This is a genomic window from Chromobacterium vaccinii, assembly GCF_000971335.1.
Taxonomy (GTDB): domain Bacteria; phylum Pseudomonadota; class Gammaproteobacteria; order Burkholderiales; family Chromobacteriaceae; genus Chromobacterium; species Chromobacterium vaccinii.
In genome coordinates this window covers 103,034-121,055 of record NZ_JZJL01000009.1, presented here as the reverse complement: position 1 = coordinate 121,055, position 18,022 = coordinate 103,034, and the positions used below count along the sequence as shown (strand labels likewise).

At 64.6% G+C, this 18,022-nt stretch carries 15 protein-coding genes; 12 read left to right on the top strand and 3 right to left on the bottom strand.

The genetic code is table 11. The features are described 5' to 3' along the window. From VL52_RS06785 to VL52_RS23155, 8 genes are all read left to right on the top strand, one after another. Positions 1–1,048 (top strand): 2-oxo acid dehydrogenase subunit E2 (locus VL52_RS06785; RefSeq protein WP_046156334.1); only part of this gene is annotated, 1,048 nt, incomplete at its 5' end. 139 nt (positions 1,049–1,187) lie between these two features. Next, positions 1,188–2,987 carry a dihydrolipoyl dehydrogenase gene (gene lpdA / locus VL52_RS06780; RefSeq protein ID WP_046156320.1) on the top strand — a complete coding sequence of 600 codons (1,800 nt, stop codon included), beginning with the start codon at positions 1,188–1,190 and terminating at the stop codon, positions 2,985–2,987. Between the two features lie 633 nt (positions 2,988–3,620). Further along, positions 3,621–4,142, top strand: a complete 522-nt coding sequence (locus tag VL52_RS06775) for an REP-associated tyrosine transposase (RefSeq protein ID WP_046156319.1) — start codon at positions 3,621–3,623, stop codon at positions 4,140–4,142. 264 nt (positions 4,143–4,406) lie between these two features. After that, complete coding sequence (locus VL52_RS24435; RefSeq protein WP_144410178.1) at positions 4,407–4,718, top strand: hypothetical protein; 312 nt, start codon at positions 4,407–4,409, stop codon at positions 4,716–4,718. A 283-nt stretch (positions 4,719–5,001) separates the two neighbouring features. Next, positions 5,002–5,292 carry an Imm32 family immunity protein gene (locus VL52_RS23810; protein WP_160298921.1) on the top strand — a complete coding sequence of 97 codons (291 nt, stop codon included), beginning with the start codon at positions 5,002–5,004 and terminating at the stop codon, positions 5,290–5,292. Between the two features lie 251 nt (positions 5,293–5,543). Then, positions 5,544–6,107, top strand: coding sequence for an SMI1/KNR4 family protein (locus VL52_RS06765; protein ID WP_046156317.1), 564 nt, complete (start codon positions 5,544–5,546; stop codon positions 6,105–6,107). Continuing rightward, positions 6,104–6,805, top strand: a complete 702-nt coding sequence (locus VL52_RS06760; RefSeq protein ID WP_046156316.1) for an HAD family hydrolase — start codon at positions 6,104–6,106, stop codon at positions 6,803–6,805. The genes VL52_RS06765 and VL52_RS06760 overlap by 4 nt, the downstream gene beginning before the upstream one ends. A 355-nt stretch (positions 6,806–7,160) precedes the next feature. Beyond that, on the top strand, positions 7,161–7,826 hold the full coding sequence (locus tag VL52_RS23155; protein ID WP_144410177.1) for a lysozyme inhibitor LprI family protein: 666 nt from the start codon (positions 7,161–7,163) through the stop codon (positions 7,824–7,826). Positions 7,827–7,860: 34 nt separating this feature from the next. Here the strand turns inward: VL52_RS23155 and VL52_RS23150 are convergent, their stop codons facing one another. After that, positions 7,861–9,057: a GGDEF domain-containing protein gene (locus VL52_RS23150; RefSeq protein WP_052729187.1), complete on the bottom strand. Its 1,197-nt coding sequence runs from the start codon at positions 9,055–9,057 to the stop codon at positions 7,861–7,863. A gap of 239 nt (positions 9,058–9,296) precedes the next feature. Between VL52_RS23150 and VL52_RS06745 the strand changes: the two genes are divergently transcribed. Next, positions 9,297–9,782 carry a GNAT family N-acetyltransferase gene (locus VL52_RS06745; RefSeq protein WP_046156315.1) on the top strand — a complete coding sequence of 162 codons (486 nt, stop codon included), beginning with the start codon at positions 9,297–9,299 and terminating at the stop codon, positions 9,780–9,782. Between the two features lie 10 nt (positions 9,783–9,792). On the opposite strand, the gene VL52_RS06740 is transcribed toward VL52_RS06745, so the two are convergent. Further along, complete coding sequence (locus VL52_RS06740; protein ID WP_046156331.1) at positions 9,793–10,335, bottom strand: DinB family protein; 543 nt, start codon at positions 10,333–10,335, stop codon at positions 9,793–9,795. Positions 10,336–10,397: 62 nt separating this feature from the next. Here VL52_RS06740 and VL52_RS06735 point away from each other — a divergent pair, with 62 nt between their 5' ends. Next, positions 10,398–11,039: a TetR/AcrR family transcriptional regulator gene (locus VL52_RS06735; RefSeq protein WP_082107202.1), complete on the top strand. Its 642-nt coding sequence runs from the start codon at positions 10,398–10,400 to the stop codon at positions 11,037–11,039. A gap of 32 nt (positions 11,040–11,071) precedes the next feature. Here VL52_RS06735 and VL52_RS06730 read toward each other — a convergent pair whose 3' ends face one another. Further along, entirely contained in the window at positions 11,072–12,079 is a 1,008-nt protein-coding gene (locus VL52_RS06730) for an MBL fold metallo-hydrolase (RefSeq protein ID WP_046156314.1), read from the bottom strand. Positions 12,080–12,384: 305 nt separating this feature from the next. Here VL52_RS06730 and VL52_RS06725 point away from each other — a divergent pair, with 305 nt between their 5' ends. Beyond that, the gene (locus VL52_RS06725; RefSeq protein ID WP_046156313.1) at positions 12,385–14,160 is read left to right on the top strand and encodes an autotransporter assembly complex protein TamA; all 1,776 of its coding nucleotides are present in this window, start codon (positions 12,385–12,387) and stop codon (positions 14,158–14,160) included. A 4-nt stretch (positions 14,161–14,164) separates the two neighbouring features. Then, positions 14,165–17,980: a translocation/assembly module TamB domain-containing protein gene (locus VL52_RS06720; RefSeq protein ID WP_046156312.1), complete on the top strand. Its 3,816-nt coding sequence runs from the start codon at positions 14,165–14,167 to the stop codon at positions 17,978–17,980. Positions 17,981–18,022: the final 42 nt, after the last annotated feature.

Here is an 18,022-nt window from a genome sequence, read left to right as displayed (position 1 = left end):
AGCCGCTGCGCCGGCTCCGGCAGCAGCCCCGGCGGCTCCGGCCCCGGTAGCCGCCGCGCCTGCAGCCGCTCCGGCCGTGGCGCCGGTAGCCGCAGCCGTGTCCGCCGCCATCGACGAAATCGCCTTCTCCAAGGCCCACGCCGGTCCGTCCGTGCGCCGTCTGGCGCGCGAGCTGGGCGTGGACCTGGGCAAGGTGAAGGGCAACGGCCGCAAGGGCCGCGTCACCGAAGACGACGTCAAGGCCTTCGTCAAGGGCGTGATGCAGAACCCGGCTATTCTGGCTCCGGCCGCCGCGCCGGCGGGCTCCGGCGTGGGTCTGGACCTGCTGCCGTGGCCGAAGGTGGACTTCGCCAAGTTCGGCCCGATCGAAACCAAGCCGCTGTCCCGCATCCAGAAGATCTCCGGCGCCAACCTGTCGCGCAACTGGGTGATGATCCCGCACGTCACGTTCAACGACGAGTGCGACATCACCGAGCTGGAAGACTTCCGCAAGACCGTGGGCAAGGAATGGGAAAAATCCGGCCTGAAGATCAGCCCGCTGGCCTTCATCATCAAGGCCGCCGCCGAAGCGCTGAAGGCCTTCCCGAACTTCAACAGCTCACTGGACGGCGACAACCTGGTGCTGAAGCAGTACTACCACATCGGCTTCGCCGCCGACACGCCTAACGGCCTGGTAGTGCCGGTGATCAAGGACGCGGACAAGAAGGGCCTGCGCCAGATCGCGCAGGAACTGACCGACCTGTCCAAGCTGGCCCGCGAAGGCAAGCTGAAACCGACCGACATGCAAGGCGCGACCTTCACCATCTCGTCCCTGGGCGGCATCGGCGGCACCAGCTTCACGCCTATCGTGAACGCGCCGGAAGTGGCCATCCTCGGCGTCTGCAAATCGCAGATCAAGCCGGTGTGGAACGGCAAGGAATTCGCGCCGCGCCTGATGTGCCCGCTGAGCCTGTCCTTCGATCACCGCGTGATCGACGGCGCGGCCGCCGCGCGCTTCACCGTGCACCTGGGCAAGCTGCTGACCGACGTGCGCCGTCTGATCCTGTAACGGCTGGGCGGAAGCCTCGGCTTGGCCGGGGCCCCGTCTTCTTGCCGCAGGATGCAGGGGGAAGCTCCACCCTGCAGAATCAGCCAGACTCGAGGCGGCCGGCTTTGCGCCGGCCTCCCAACATTGCGGATGGAAAACCATGAGCAATCTGATCGAATTGAAAGTCCCGGACATCGGCGGCCACAACAACGTGGACGTGATCGAAGTGTTCGTCAAACCGGGCGACGTGATTGAAAAAGAAGCCAGCCTGATCACGCTGGAAACCGACAAGGCCACCATGGAAGTGCCGGCCGAAGCCGCCGGCACCGTCAAGGAAGTGCGCGTCGCCGTGGGCGGCAAAGTGTCCGAGGGCGACGTGGTCGTCATCCTGGAAGCCGCCGGCGCAGCCGCCGCGGCACCGGCCGCTCCGAAACCGGTGGAAACCACCGGCGTCGCCTCCGCCACCACTCAGGCCGGCTTCGCGCCGCAGGCCGCTCCGGTCGCCGCTTCCCATAGCGGCGGCGCGGACGTGGAGTGCGACGTGATGGTGCTGGGCGGCGGCCCCGGCGGTTACTCCGCCGCCTTCCGCGCGGCCGACCTGGGCCTGAAAGTGGTCATCGTCGAGCGTTACGCCACCCTGGGCGGCGTGTGCCTGAACGTGGGCTGCATCCCGTCCAAGGCGCTGCTGCACAACGCCGCGGTGATCGACGAAGTGAGCCACCTGGCCGCCAACGGCATCAAGTTCGGCAAGCCGGAAGTGGACATCGACATGCTGCGCGGCTACAAGGAAAAGGTCATCGCCAAGCTGACCGGCGGCCTGGGCGGCATGGCCAAGGCGCGCAAGGTGGAGATCGTGCGCGGCAACGGCCACTTCATCGACCCGCACCACATCGAAGTCTCGGTGACTACCGGCCAGGGACGCGAAGAATCGGGCGAGAAGAAGATCGTCAAGTTCAAGAACGCCATCATCGCCGCCGGCTCCCGCGTGGTGAAGCTGCCGTTCATCCCGAACGACCCGCGCGTGGTGGACTCCACCGGCGCGCTGGAGCTGAAGGGCGTGGCCGACCGCATGCTGATCATCGGCGGCGGCATCATCGGCCTGGAAATGGGCACCGTCTACTCCACGCTGGGCGCGCGCCTGGACGTGGTGGAAATGCTGGACGGCCTGATGCAGGGCGCCGACCGCGACCTGGTCAAGGTATGGCAGAAGTGGAACGCGCACCGCTTCGACAACATCATGCTGAACACCAAGACCGTGGCCGTGGAGCCGAAGGAAGACGGCGTGTGGGTGACTTTCGAGGGCGAACAGGCCCCGAAAGAACCGCAACGCTACGACCTGGTGTTGTACGCCACCGGCCGCGCGCCGAACGGCAAGCTGATCGGCGCGGAAAACGCCGGCATCGCGGTGACCGACCGCGGCTTCATCCAGGTGGACAAGCAGCAGCGCACCAACGTGCCGCACATCTTCGCCATCGGCGACATCGTCGGCCAGCCGATGCTGGCGCACAAGGGCGTGCATGAAGGCCACGTGGCGGCGGAAAACTGCGCCGGCCAGAAGGCCTACTTCGACGCCCGCGTGATTCCGGGCGTGGCCTACACCGATCCGGAAGTGGCCTGGGTGGGCGTGACCGAAGACGAAGCCAAGAAGCAGGGCCTGAAGATCGAGAAGGGCGTGTTCCCGTGGGCCGCCTCCGGCCGCGCCATCGCCAACGGCCGCGACGAAGGCTTCACCAAGCTGATCTTCGACGCCGAAAGCCACCAGATCATCGGCGGCGGCATCGTAGGCCCGCACGCCGGCGACATGATCGGCGAAGTGTGCCTGGCGATCGAGATGGGTTGCGACGCGACCGACATCGGCAAGACCATCCACCCGCACCCGACGATGGGCGAGTCCATCGGCATGGCGGCGGAAGTGGCGCACGGCACCTGCACGGACCTGCCGCCGCAACGCAAGAAGTAAGGTTTGATCGGCGGGTTGACCGCCGTCAGACGAAGAAAGGGCAAGCCTTGGGGCTTGCCCTTTTTGTTTTGGCCGAGTGATATGATGATTGAGTTTCGTAGGGCGGAAGCCGGCCTGAGGGCGTTCCGCCTCCGTCTGTAGGGTGCGTCACCCCGCAGGGGCGACACACCGGTTGTTGTGTCGCGGTTTTGTGTCCGCTGCGCGGACGATTGATTTTGGTGCCGGTTCCGCCCGGCAAGCGGGCCAGGGGCTGTGCGGCCAGCCCTATCGCTGAGCGAATCCAAGATTCGCACGCAGCGGCTATCCCAGGCTGCCCCAACAGCGCGGCGAAACCCCGTCTCCAAACCCATTCCCAAGGCGCCGCCGGAACTACATGCGTGCGAATCTCTCACTGGGCGAGGCTTTGCCTCGCACGTAGCGATTCGCTCAGCGGTAGGGCGCTAACGTCGCCCCGCGTCGAACAGCCGGCGGCTTAAAACCTTGGAAATGGCTTCGGAGACGGCTTGCGCTGATGGGGATGTTGGCGAGTTGGTGCGGTTCTATGTTTCAGATGGCCTGGGATTCGTTGGAGTGTAGGTTGGCGCTGAGCGCAGCGAAGCCCAACGTTTATCGCGGGTGTGCTGGAGGCAATCCATGCGTTATCGTCGTTCAATGGCAGAAGGCGGCATATGGTTCTTTACTGTCAACTTGGCGGATCGGCGACAAGGTTATCTGACTCGCCATATCGACGTTTTGCGGCAGGTTGTTCGCCAAGTGCGAGACCGCCATCCATTTGAGATCGTCGCCATGGTGGTGTTGCCGGATCATTTCCATGCGGTATGGGCCTTGCCGGAGGGCGACGCTGACTACGCGATAAGAATGGCTCTGATCAAGGCGGCATTTTCGCGCAACCTGCCCAAAGTCGAACGAATTCGGGAGAGTCGAGAGCGCAAACGGGAGCGTGGCATCTGGCAGCGGCGGTATTGGGAGCATCAGATCCGGGATGAAGCGGATCTGCAAGCGCATGTGGACTATATCCATTACAACCCGGTCAAGCATGGCCATGCGGAGCGGGTGGTAGATTGGCCGTATTCTAGCTTCCATCGCTATGTCAGGTTGGGGTGGTTGCCTGAGGGTTGGGCGGGGGAAAGCGTTGCCCTGCAGTTGCAGGAGTAGGGCGCGGTGAACGTTGGGCTTCGCTGCGCTCAGCGCCAACCTACGATGGAGCCCAACTTGCCGGGTTATTATTGATTTAACGCTATTTAAGCGTGATGGCAGGCATGGGCAGGGTTGTTCATATTTTTTAGTAATAGTCTGATTGGCTTTTTCTTCCTCTGATATTTGTATTGATTGCAATTGTGTTTTTATTTTAATTGTTTAAAAATTTAGAGGGCTTGGGGTATGTATTGATGATTCGCAGCCCTAAACTTGAGGCATAAGATGAAAATAAACATACAATTGAAATCGTTCTATTCTCATGGAGATGAACGCCGATTTTTCCAGGGTTTGAATGATATTGACTGTATTAAAAATATTAGGGGTGTTGGTCGGGGTTTAATGTTTGATGTCAATTTGAATCAACTCAGTAAGGAAAAGCTATTCGAACTTATTGCACTGCTTTGGCGTTACCAAATCGATCTGGCTCCACTTCGGATTTTAGCGGAGAGAAACAAGAAATTCGCTTGGCTGAGCGAAGCGCACTACTATTGGCATGATGATATGTATTCGCGTGATGTCAAGCCTGTGGAGTAGGGGCATACGAAATTACAGAGGTGTGGGAAAGTTTGTGCGTTCCTATTGAAGTTGAGAATGTAGAAATTATGCACTATGGGGTTATTATTTACTTTAGAAAAAGCATATCCCAGATATTTGTTGCAAACTATTCAGGGCTTGTCGATATAGCTTGGGGGTTAGAGGAATGGCTAAATTCCGATCTCACAGCACTGTTCAGCAAGTATTGGGAAATGACACGGTATTTATTTTGGTTGATTGTAAAGATATTCTGCTTTGATTGATCTAATGGTGGCGGATGTTTATGAAAAATACCTCTCCTTTGCTTAGCGTATGCTCGAATTCTACAGGCGATGAAGTTCACATCCATGCAAATATACAAGGATTGACCATATTGCAAAATGCGATTAGTAATTTACAACAAAAATTGATAGCTGGTCAGTGTGATCATGAGCATTTTAGATCTTCAGAATGGGCTGGTTTTGAGCTGACTGTTACAATGCTAGAGTCCGAAATTAAATCGGATTGTAAACAGGTTCATCATTTGGAGGTCTTTGCATGGACTGACGAGTGGCGCGAGAAGAGTGATTTGTAAGCGTGCCAATGGTCTTTTTATTAAATTTACGGTGAGTTGCTAGCATAAAGTGTGAATGGTTTATCGATCCGAAAGGTAGACATAAAACGCCGGAACAATCGGCCGGCAGCCTGCCATTTGTGGCTGGCTGAACGGATGGGGCGGATTGCCGGCTGAGCGCAAAGCGGGTTTGATGACGCGGGGCAGGCTGATGGCTGCCCCGTCTTCTTTGGCGCGGCACGATTTCCGCATAGCGGAGGGAAAGGTTGAACATGGATGAGTTGTGGCGGCAATTCGAGGCATGGCTGGCTGAGCATTGGCCGAAAGGGTTGGCGAGTTTGAACCCGCCGGCCAGCGACGAGCAGATCGCCAAGCTGGAGCAACGCTTGGGCGTGAAGCTGCCGGCCGATTATGTGGCCTGCCTCAAGGCGCATGACGGTCAGAGCGATGGAGATTTCCTGTTCGACGGCATGGAGTTTCTGTCTTGCGAAGAGGTGTACCGACAGTGGCGCATCTGGAAGGAACTACTGGACGATGGCGCTTTCGGTGGCGAAACGTCGGAGCCGGAAGCTGGCATCAAGAACGACTGGTGGAATCCGCGCTGGGTCCCGTTCACCCACAACGGTGGCGGCGATCATCTGTGCCTGGATTTGGACCCGGCTGCATCGGGCGTGGTTGGGCAGGTGATCACAATGTGGCATGAAACCGGCGACCGCGAGCGCGTGGCGGCCAGCTTCGAAGCGTATTTCGCCGATTTTGTGTCTCGCGTGCTGGATGGCCGCTACACATATTCGGAGGAGTATGGCGGCTTGGTCGATGCGGCGGATGTGGCATGACGCTGCCGCGAGCCGTTTTCTTCGATCTGGACAACACGCTGGTGCACCGGAACGCCAGCATTGATCTCTACGCCCTCCAGTTCTGGCATGACTTTGGCCATTCCATCGGCTCCGGCGGAGCGGAGCAGGCGGCAGAGGTGATCAAGCGTTGCGACAACGGCGGCTACCTGCCCGCTGACTCGCCATATGGTTCGATCAAGCAGGCAGTGTCCCATGGTTTGCAGACGGAGATAGCCTGGCGGCTGCCGGTGACGCAGGAGGCGTTGTTGGCGCATTGGGAGCGCTACAACGCGGTTTGCACCGCGGCGATGCCCGGCGCGGCGGAGGTGATGGCCTATTTGCGCGCGAATGGCGTCCGCATTGGGGTGATTTCCAATGGCAGCCATCGCACCCGGTTGGAGAAAGTGGCGCGGCTGCCGTTTGCCGCGGCTATCGAGTTGACGGTCAGCTCCGAATCGGCCGGCGTGAAGAAGCCGAATGCGGCGATTTTCCTGCAGGCGGCCGAGGTGCTCGGGGTGAGGCCGGAGGATTGCAGATATGTCGGCGACCATCCGCTCAATGACGTGATCGGCGCCGCGCGGACGGGGATGGCGCCCATCTGGCTGAGCGGTTTTCACGCCTGGCCAACTGGCGAGGCGATGCGCTATCGACAGGTTTCGTCGCTGGCGCTGCTGTTGGAGGCAATGGCCGTGCCGTGACGTGGTGAGCAGGCTCGTCGCCGGGTTGGGTTGCAGCCATGCTCGAGGGCCGCCCCTATGGGCACCCGTGCTACATGGCTGCACGGCAATCTGATCGCCGGGTCGGATGCCGGTCAACAATGGCGACTTGGTCAAACTGGCCGCCGCCTGCCACTTGCGGCTGGCGGAACGGATGGGGCGGATTGCCGGCTGAGCGCAAAGCGGGTTGGATGACGCGGGGCAGGTCGATGGCTGCCCTGTTTTCTTTGGTTCCGGATGATTTCCGGGTGTCGGAACGAATGGTTGGGCACGCTTGAGTCATGGCGTAGCTGCTCACACACGCTCTGAACGTGTGATGGCAAACCATGGGGGTGAAATGAAAACAATCTACCAGATTCTGTATGGCGCGGCCTTGCTGTTTCCTCTGCTGGCGGGGGCGGCGAGTTTTGATTGTGCCAAGGCGCGCAAGCCGGTTGAAAAAACGATTTGCGCCGATCCCGCCTTGTCCCGGCTGGATGCGGAGCTGGCCGCCGCTTACCGGCTGGCGCTGGACAAGAGCGCCAGCCGGGCCGCGGTCAAGGAGTGGCAGCGATACTGGCTGGCCTGGGGCCGAGGCGGGTCTGGGGATGCGGCAAGCCTCCGGCAAGCGTATCGTGTCCAGCTGCAGGAGCTGGAGCAGCATGCCAGGGCAAGTTCGGCGGGGGATGCCTATACCGGGGTGTACAGGCGTTACCGGAACGGCAGGCTGGATGCGGACGGCGCGGAGATCGTTGTGATCGTCTTGTCCGGCCAGCGTGTCCGCATCACGGGCAACGCCAACTGGGTCGGCAACGCCGCCACGGGCAATGTGAATACGGCTATGGTGGATGGCACGGCGGTTTTGGCGGGAAAGCTTGTCCATTATGTCGATCCGGCGGCGGAGTGCGGGTTCACGCTGCGCTTCGGCGCGGGGGGACTGGAGGTTGGCGACGAGCAAGCCGAATGCGGCGGGATGAACGTTACTTTCAAAGGGAGATATCGGAAGGCGCCAGACGCCAGGTGAGCCTCTATCGGGGCTGGTCGGGCGGTCGGCGGAATCAGCCCTGCCCCTGGTTTGCCTCCTGAGGCGGCTCCACGCTCACCACCCGGTCTCGCCCGCCGTTCTTGGCCAGGTACAGCGCCTTGTCGGCCCGCGCCAGCGTGCTGTGTATCCGCTCGCCTTCCAGCCACAGGGTGACGCCGACCGAGAAGGTCTGGTTGTCCGGCAGGTTGCGGCGCAGCGAGTCGATGCGGATCACGGCCTGGGGCAGGTCGCAGTCCATCAGCGCCAGCACGAATTCCTCGCCGCCGAAGCGGGCGAACAGGTCCGACTGCCGCATCCGCGATTTGATCAGCACCGCCACCTCGCGCAGCAGCCGGTCGCCTTCGGGGTGGCCGTAGCTGTCGTTGAAATGCTTGAAATGGTCCAGATCGAACAGCGCCACCGCGATGGGCTGGCTGTAACGGCGGGCGGTGGCCAGCATCATTTCGATCTGGATGTCCCAGGTGCGGCGGTTGGGCAGCTGGGTCAGCTCGTCGGTGCCGGCCAGGGCTTCCAGCTTTTCCATCAGGCCGCGCATCTGCCCCAGCCATTTGTGAAGCAGCCGCACCAGCAGGATGGCCATCGCGCTGGCGACGATCCACATCACCAGCATGATCCAGCGGGCGACGATGCCGTAGGAGTTGGACTGCGCCACTTTTCTCATCAGGTCCAGCGTGATGGAGACGGCCAGCGCGTTGGTGTTCTGCGAGATGTGGTTGAAGATCTGGATTTCCTCGCCCATCACCAGGCTGGACGCCTTGTCGCTCAAGGCGGGAGAGTGGGAGCGGTACATGGCGATGATGTCGCGGTCCCGCTCCATGAAGGCGTTGAAATCCCGCTGCACGCTGTCCAGCAGGCTGCGTTGATCGGCGGCCAGCGGCATGTCGCGCAGGGACTGGATGTCGCGGCGGAAATTGTCGGCGGAGCGCAGGAATTCCGACCGGGAGATGGCGTTGTCGCGGCTGGCGCCGTCCACGTTGCGCACGATGTCGAAGGCGTAGCCGGTTTGCCAGCCGTTCAGGTCGGCGGCGTCGAACTTCACTTCCATCGCCGCCTGGGCGATCGAGATGTATTCGACGATTTCGGTTCTGCCCCGCTCCTGCAGTTTTTCGATATAAAAGGACAAGACCGGCAGCAGGCCCATGCACAGCAGGATGGGAGCGGCCACCACGATGGCCTTCAGCATGATGCCTTTGTCGCTTCTATCGAACATGGTCGCCTCGCCAGAATTCAGAGGGGTGATCGCAAGCGCGGCGAGCGGCAGCGACCCTGCTTCAAGATAGATGGTTTTTGTACGAACAAATACGTAGCCGCGGCGGAGACGATTTGTTTTAAGCGAAAATATCAATGGCATAATGCGGTTTTGGCCAAGGCTTCCGCATTCATCCATCCATCTGCTGCCAGCCGCGGAGCGGGAGGCCGGCCGACGATCGCTACAGAAAGGCTTGCCGCATGCTGATCCGACAGATTCATTCCAGCGATTTCGCGTTCATTTCCTCGGTGATGGACGATTGGTGGGGCGGGCGCCAGGTGAGGCACCTGCTGCACCGCATGTTCTTCGACCATTTCGCCGATACCGGTTTCGCGGCGGTGGAGGGGGAGGAGATCGTCGGTTTCCTGGTGGGCTTCCAGTCCCAGTCGCGGCCGGAGATCGGCTACATCCACTTTGTCGGGGTATCGCCGGCGGCTCGCGGCAAGGAGATTGGGCGCAGCTTGTACCGCCGCTTCTTCGCGGCGGCGCGCGAGCGGGGATGTTCGGAGGTGCGAGCCATCACCTCGCCGGGCAATGCGGCGTCCATCGCGTTTCACCGGAGGATGGGCTTCGCGTTGCTGGAGGGCGATGGCGTGGAAGAGGGCGTGCCGGTCGAGCTCGACTACAGCGGCCCCGGCCAGCACCGCGTGCGCTTCAGCCTGCCGTTGTCTCAGGCGGTTTTCTAAGCCGCCGGCCTCAGGCCGATTGGGTTTCGCCTTGCCGCCGGCGCGCGGGTTCGGTTCGGTGCAGATGCACCGCGTAGGTGTCCCAGGGCAGTTCGACGCCCAGCGGGTGGCGCGCGGCGGCTTGGGTCAGCAGCCGGCCGGCTTCGCCGCGGTGGTAGCCGCCGTGGGTGACGACGTGGGTCAGCATTTCCTCGCGCGTCATATAGCCGTTGTCGCCGTCGGTGAAGGCGAAGGGGATGGCTTGCGCCAGCGTCGCCGGCGCGGCGCCGGCGGCGTAGTCCAGATACCAGCGGTCCAGCGCCGCGGTCTCCCGCCGCAGCGCTTCCGGCTCCGGCGTATACGGCGTGTTGTCGGCGGCGAAACCATGCGGGATGCCTTGCAGATGGGCGGCGAAGATCCGGTTCACCACCTGGCAGTGGTTCATCAGCCGCAGCGCCAGGCGGCGCTCCTCGGCGTGGCGTTCGGGGTCGAGCCCGGCGATGGCCGCCAGCATCTCCTCGTTGGCCCATGCCTGGTAGCGGAACATCCGCGTCAATAGTTGGTTCGCGCTCATGGTGCCGGCCTCTCCATTCATGCTATGTAGACATGATTGAATTGTTTTCCGAGGAGGCAGGCGTGTCCACTCGCATTCCCGGCGCCGCGGCGGCCATGCGCAAGGCCCCGCGCCAGGCGCGTTCCCGCGCGATGGTGGACGCGATCGTCGAGGCCGGCGCTCGCGTTCTGGACGCTCGCGGCTGGGCCGGTTTCACCACCAACGAGGTGGCCGGCGTCGCCGGCGTCAGCATCGGCTCGCTGTATCAATACTTTCCCGACAAGACCGCGCTGCTCGACGCCATCCGCCGCCGCCACTTTGAGGCGGTGCTGGCTGTGCTGCGTAGCGCCGTCGATGGCCAGGCCGCGCCGGCAGGTCTGGCCGAGGCGCTGGTGGACGGGATGATCGCCATCCACCGCGATTTTCCGGCCTTGCACCGGGTCCTGCTCGATCTGCCCAATCCCTATGCCGGCGAGGCGGCGCACCGGGCGTTCCTGGACGAATATCTGCGGCTGTACGGCGTCATCGTCGCCAGGCATCGCGGACCGGATGACGCGGACGGCGTCGCCGCCCACCTGCTGTCGTCGGCGATCGAGGGCGTGATCCACAACGCCGCGCGGCGCGGCCTGCTGGCGCATGCGGGCCTGGGGCGAGAGCTGCGGGGCTTGGTCTGCTCCTACCTGGGCGTTGCGGCCATCCCCGCCGGGCGTTCTGCGACTGCTTGAGATTGGCGTCTGCCGCTCGGGCGGCGGCACGCTCAGCGAGGGGATTCGGCAAGCGGCAGCCGCTCCGCCGGCAGCCAGGCGAAGCGCCCGCCGTCGTCGCGCAGGCGGCCGATGCCGGGGAAGGGAGCGTGGGCGGCGGCGATCCAGTCGTGGCCGGCGGCGATGCGGGCGAAGGCTTGCCGCCGGGTGGCCGCCGCCTGTCCGCCGTCGGTGTCGAAGCTGGCATAGATCTCTGGCTGGGCCGATTGGGCGGCCAGGTTGTGGATCATGTCGCCCACCGCCCACAGCGTTTCGCCATGGCTGCTGACCTTCACGCCGGTATGGCCGGCGGTGTGGCCCGGCAACGGCACGGCGGTGACGCCGGGCGCGATCTCTGTCTGGCCATCAAAGGCATGCCAGCGTCCCGCCGCGCGGTAAGGCGCGGAGATGGCTTTCACGATGCCGTGCAGTTTGCGCTTGGCCGGGTCCGCCGACCGGGCCATTTCCGCGCTGGTCCAGAGCGCGAAATCGGCCGAGTGGCTGTAGATGGCGGCGTTGGGAAAGGCCGGTTGGCCGTCGGGGCGCAGCAGGCCGCCGATATGGTCGGCATGCAGGTGGGTGAGGATGATCTTGCCGACCTGTTCGGGCTGGTAGCCGGCTGCGCGCAGATTATCCAGCAGCGAGCCATCGCCTTCGCCATAGAAGCGCCCGGCGCCGGTATCGATCAGCACCAGTTCCCGGCCGGTGTGGATCAGGAAGGCATTGTCGGATACCGGAAACGCGGGCAGGGGGTTGTCGCCGGCATCGAGCAGTGTCTGGATCTGGCCGGGGGCGGCGCCTTGCAGCACGGATGTCGGCAGTTGCAGGCTCTTGTCGAACAGGGTGGTGACGGTGAAGTCCCCAAGCTGCATCCGGAAGAAGCCGGGGGCCTGATTGCGTAGCTGGGCGGGCTCGGAGGAGGCGGGCAGTTCCGCCGCCTGGGCGAGAGAGAGTAATTGCAGGCCGGAGAGCAGCGCGGCGGCAAGGGTTCGAATGGGCAGGGCGGACAACGATGGTTTCATGGCGGTCGCTTCAATTGAGATTGGTGTGAAATACTAAGATGCATATTCAATGTTTTGACTAATTATTATATTTCAATGTGATTTTATGAAAAGAGGGAGGGAGCGAGGGGGATTGGGCTGGGTATTGATGGGGAAAATATTCGCGGATGCGGGCTTTTCCCGGTTTGATGCCTGGCGCATGGACAAGCCCGGAGTGAACTTGAGCGGGGCGGACACGGTCAGATACCCCTTGTTTGACAATCGTTTGCCGGTCGCCAGCCCCGCTGACTTCCGTTACCATGCGACATCCCCTTTTGAATCGAACCATGCCACGTTTTTCCATTCTCCCTCCGCGCTTTCTCGCATGCCGCCCTGGCCGGCTGTTGGCGCTGGCCGCCTGTCTGGCGGTGGCGCAGGCGCAGGCCGGCATTGAATACAGCGTGGAAATCGACGCGCCGTCCGATCTGGCGCAATTGCTGCGCGACAACCTGGATCTGGTGGAAAACCAGAAGGACCCGGACGTCGACCAGAGCTGGCTGGAGGCGCTGGTGAAGAGCACGCCTGACGAGGCGAAGAAGCTGCTGGAGACCGAGGGCTATTTCGGCGCCCGCGTGGACGCGGCGCTGGAGGCCGGCAACCGGGTGCGGGTCAAGGTCAGCCCGGGCGAACCGGTGCTGATCGACGACGTCACCATCCGGCTGGACGGCGACATCCGCCAACAGAGCGACTACCAGCAGCGGCTGGCCCAGGTGCTGGAAGCCTGGGCGCTGCCGATGGGCGCGCCTTACCGCCAGGCGGACTGGGATGCCGGTAAGCGCGCGGTGCTGCGTCGGCTGCAGGCCGACCGCTTCCCCCGGGCGCGCATCGTGTCCAGCGAAGCCAGGGTCGATCCCGCCACCCGCCGCGCCACATTGGAAGTGAAGCTGGACAGCGGCCCGCTGATCGCGTTCGGCAAGATCACCGTCAACGGCATCAAGCGCTATCCGGAGAAAGTGGCGCTGGGCATGGCCGACTTCAATCCCGGCTCGCCGTACAGCCAGGACAAGGTGCTGGCTTACCAGTCGGCGCTGGAGCAGGACCCGCATTTTTCGTCGGTGATCGTCAGCGCCGATTTCGACCACATCGCCGACAACCGGGTGCCGGTGACGGTGGACGTGGTGGAGATGCCGCGGCAGAAGGTGGAACTGGGTCTGACTTACGACTCCCAGGAAGGCCCTGGCGTGCGGGTGGGCTACGACCATTACAACATCTTCCGCCGCGGCTATACCGGCTCGCTGCTGCTGGACTGGAAGCGCGATCAGCAGGCGGTCAGCTTCGGCCTGGGCTTCCCGCGCCAGTCCGACGGCTATTCCCACTCGATCACCAGCTCGTTCAAGTCGGAAACCGTGCAGGGCCTGAAGACCAATACGGTGGACGCCGGCGTATGGCGCATCCGCAGCCGCGGCAACATCGAGGCGCGGATGGGGGTGGAGTTCCTGAAGGAAAGCGCCGAGGCCGGCGGCGAGACTACCGATACCCACGTCACCCAGCTGGTGTATGGCTGGACCCAGCGTGCGGTCGATGATTTGATGCGGCCGCGCAGCGGCTACCTGCTGGATGGTAGGTTGTCTGGTTCGTTAGGCCAGTTCGGCTCGTCCACTTCGCTGGTGCGCGCTTATGGCCGCGCGGTCGGCTACTGGTCGCCGTTCCCCAAGTACGGCACGCTGGTTGTCCGGGCAGAGCTGGGCCAGGTGTGGGCGCGCGACGGCTCTCAGGTGCCGTCCACGCTGCTGTTCCGCGCCGGCGGCGCCAACAGCGTGCGCGGCTACGACTACCAGAGCCTGGGCCTGTCCGATCCCAAGGGCTCAGGAGCGGTGCTGGGCGGCCGGGTGGTGGCTACCGGCAGCCTGGAATACCAGATTCCGATCAAGCCGGACTGGTACCTGGCGCTGTTCACCGACGCCGGCAACGCAGCCGACAGCTGGAAGGGCTTCCAGCCCGAGCACGCCAACGGCGTCGGCGTGCGCTGGATGAGCCCGGTGGCGCCGCTGTCCTTCGACATCGCCAAGGCCGAGCGCGACGGCAAGATCCGTTGGAACCTCAGCCTGGGCCTGGCCTTCTGATCCCATGAGCGACAAGCAGACCCCCCAAACCGAGGCGCCGGAGCAGGCGCCCACCCCTCCGCGGCGGCCGCGCCGCTGGCGCGCCTTCTTCGGCGCGCTGGCGCTGATGTTCGCGCTGCTGCTGGCCTTGCTGGGCTGGATCAGCGCCAGCCCGGCCGGCTTCGCCTGGGCGCTGCAGGGCGCCGGCCGCCTCAGCGGCGGCGTGTTCAGCGTCGGCGCGGTGGACGGCGCGCTGTGGCAGGGCTTCGCGCTGCGCGACATCCGCGTGCGCAGCGCCGGCGACGATGTGGACATCGAATCGCTGAAGCTGGACTGGCATCCGCTGGAGCTGTGGCGCGGCCGGCTGGACATCGACCGGCTGGCGCTGGGCCACGTGCGCGTGCTGAGCCGGGCCAAACCGGAAGAAAAACCGGCGCCGCCGCAGGCGCCGCAATCGCTGGCGCTGCCGCTCAAGGTCCGCGTCGGCGAGCTGTCGCTGGCCAGCCTGACGCTGGAGCCGGCCCACGTCAGCCTGTATCGCCTGCAGGCCGGCTACGACTACGACGGCGCCCGCCATCGTCTGAAATTGAAGCGGCTGGACACGCCGTGGGGCGGCGTCGACGCCGGCCTGGAGCTGGCCGCCGCTTCGCCGTTCGCGTTGTCCGGCCAGTTGGCCGCGCGCGGCGAGCTGGAGCAGGTGGCGGTGAAGGCCAGGCTGGGCCTGTCCGGCGATCTGCTCAAGCCGGCCTTCTCCGGGCAGATGGACGGCAAGGGCGTCAGCGTGGAGCTGTCCGGCGCGCTGCGGCCGTTCGACGCCAACCCGTTCAACCGGCTGGCGCGGCTGGATGCCCGCGTTGGCAACATCAATCCGCAATCGCTGCTGCCGTCCTGGCCCAAGGGCCGGCTCAGTTTCGCGGTGTTCGCCGAGCCGGACGCCGGCCAGAGGGTCAAGGGCGGCCTGACCCTGATCAACACCGAGCCGGGCGCGTTGTCGGCGCACAAGCTGCCTTTGTCGCTGCTGGTCGGCGAATTCCGCGCCGACGAGAAGGCGCTGGAGCTGTACAACAGCCATGTCGAGGCGGCGGGCGGCCGGGTGGATCTGTCGGGCGAATTCAAGCCGGGCGCGATCAAGCTGGCGGCCGATCTGAGCAAGGTGGCGCTGCGCCAGCTGCACGAGGCCGCGCCGGATGAAACGATAGGCGGCCGGATCACGGTGGAGGGCGCGCCGGCCGAGCCGCGCGTCGCCGCCCAATTGAAAGGCGGCCAGTTGCGCGCCGACGCGCTGCTGGAGCTGGCCGGCGGCAAGCAGCCAGCCTTGTTGCTGAAGAAGCTGGAGCTGGGAACCGGCGGCGGCGCGATCAGCGTCAACGGCAAGCTGGGCTTGTCCGGCCGCCAGTTGTTCGAACTGAACGGCGCGCTCAGCCGCGCCGACCCGTCGCGTTTGCAGCCCAAGCTGCCCAAGGGCGATCTGAACGCCACGCTGAAGATGGCGGGCCAGCTGGCCGAGCCGATGGAGATAGGCGCCAAGCTGCAGTTCGCGCCCAGCAAGCTGTCCGGCGCGCCGTTGTCCGGCAGCGCCAACGTGCTGCTGGACCCGCGCCGCCTCAAGCAATTGCTGCTGGATATCCGCCTGGCGGACAACCGGCTGCAGGCCAACGGCAGTTATGGCGTGGCCGGCGACAAGCTGAAGCTGGCGATCAACGCGCCCAATCTGTCGCTGCTGGGGCCCGGCTTCGCCGGCACCATACAGGGGCAGGGCGAACTGGCCGGCGTGCCCAAGGCGCCGCTGCTCAACGCCAAGCTGCAGGCCGATCGGCTGAAGCTGCCGGGGGGCGTGGCGCTGCAATCGCTGCAGTTCGCCGGCAATATCAAGGCCGACCAGGCCAGCCCTTTCCAGCTCAGCCTGGACGTGGCCGCGCTGCAGGCCGGCACGCTGCGCGCCGAGCAGCTGCATGCCCGCGCGTCTGGCACCCGCGCCCGCCACGGCCTGCAGCTGGACGGACGCTTCCGCGAAGGCGATTTGAACTACAACTTGCAACTGGCAGCCAGCGGCGGCTTGACCGCGGCCGGGGGCTGGCAGGGCAGCGTGCAGAAGCTCGATCTGGCCGGCAAGCCCGGCCTCAGCCTGCAGGCGCCGGCTGCGCTCTTCGTCGGCGGCGACGGCCAGGTGAAGCTGGGCGCAGCGCGGCTGGCCTTGCTGGGCGGCAATCTCAATCTGGCCGACTTCACCCGCCAGGCGAACGGCGCGCTCAGCAGCCACGGCAGCGCGCGCGGCATCAAGTTGGCCGAGCTGGGGCCGCTGTTGAAGCTGCCGGTGGAGCAAAACCTGCAGTTCGACGCCGACTGGGGATTGGCGCCATCCGGCCAGGGCCAGCTGGCGGTGTGGCGCAGCGGCGGCGACGTGCAGCTGCCGCAAGGCAAGGGCCGGCCGGTGCCGCTGGGCCTGAAGACCGCGCGGGTGGATCTGGACCTGGACGGACGCCGGCTGGCGTTCAAGCTCAATCTGGACAGCCGCTTCGCCCAGGCGCAAGGCCAGGGCAGCCTGCCGTGGAACGGCGGCCACATCGACGGCCGCACGCCGGTGGCCGGCACTTTGCGCGCCAGCCTGCCGGCCTTGTCCACGCTGGCCGAGCTGTCCGGCCCCGGCCTGGAGCTGGGCGGGCAGTTGCAGGCCAGCCTGGATCTGAGCGGCCCGCTGGCCGCGCCGCAGGCTTTGGGCCAGATCCGCGGCGACCAGCTGAAATTCGCCGACCGCCGCACCGGCATCGCGCTGGCCGACGGCAATCTGCTGGCCCGCGTCGACGGCCGCAAGCTGACGCTGCAGCAGCTGCGCTTTGTCAGCGGCAAGGGCGAGGTCACCGCCAGCGGCACGCTGGACCTCAGCGACGATCTGCCCGACGCGCGGGTCAAGGTGGCGCTGCAGCGCTTCAGCGTGTTCGACCGGCCGGGACGCCGGCTGGTGGTGTCCGGCCAGAGCGAGCTGGCCTTCGTCGGCGGCAAGCTGTCGCTGAACGGCCGCATCCGCGCCGATCAGGGCCGCATCGGCCTGCCCAAACTGGGCGCGCCGGACCTGGGCGGCGACGTGGTGGTGGTGGGCAGGCCGCCGGCGGAGCCGTCCGCCTTCGCCACCATGCCGCTGACGGTGGCGCTGGACCTGGATCTGGGCGACCGCTTCCGCTTCACCGGCCAGGGGCTGGACGTGGAGCTGTCCGGCATGGTCCATGTCAGCGCCAATCCGGGCGAGGCGCCGGCGGCCAAGGGCCAGGTCAAAGTGGTCAAGGGACGCTACAAGGCCTATGGCCAGGATCTGGACATCACCTTCGGCGCCATCACCTTCAACGGTCCGCTGGACAACCCGCTGCTCAACGTCCAGGCCAAGCGCCGGCTGTCGCCGGTGGGGGCGGGCGTGGAGGTCAGCGGTTCGGTGGCCATGCCCAAGGTGAGGCTGATCAGCGACGAGCCGATGGCGGAGAAGGACAGGCTGGCCTGGCTGGTGCTGGGCCGTCCCGCCAGCGGCGACCGCGACAACAACGACCTGGCCGCGTCGGCCGGCATGATGCTGGCCGGTTCGATCAACGACCGCATCGGCCTGTTCGACGATCTGGGCGTGTCCAGCCGCAAGGAGAAGACGCTGGCCAACGGCACGGTCAGCCCGGCCGAGCAGGTGGTGACCGTGGGCCGCCAGCTGACGCGCGAGCTCTACCTGGGCTACGAGTACGGCATCAGCAGCGCCGACCAGGCGGTGAAGCTGGCTTACCAGCTGTCCAAGGGCTGGTCGGTGATTCTGCGCGCCGGCACGGCGATGTCGGCGGAGTCGCGTTATACGCTGCGATTTGATTGAGCCGCAGCGGCAAGCTCAGGATTTTGCGTGTGCCGCTGCGAT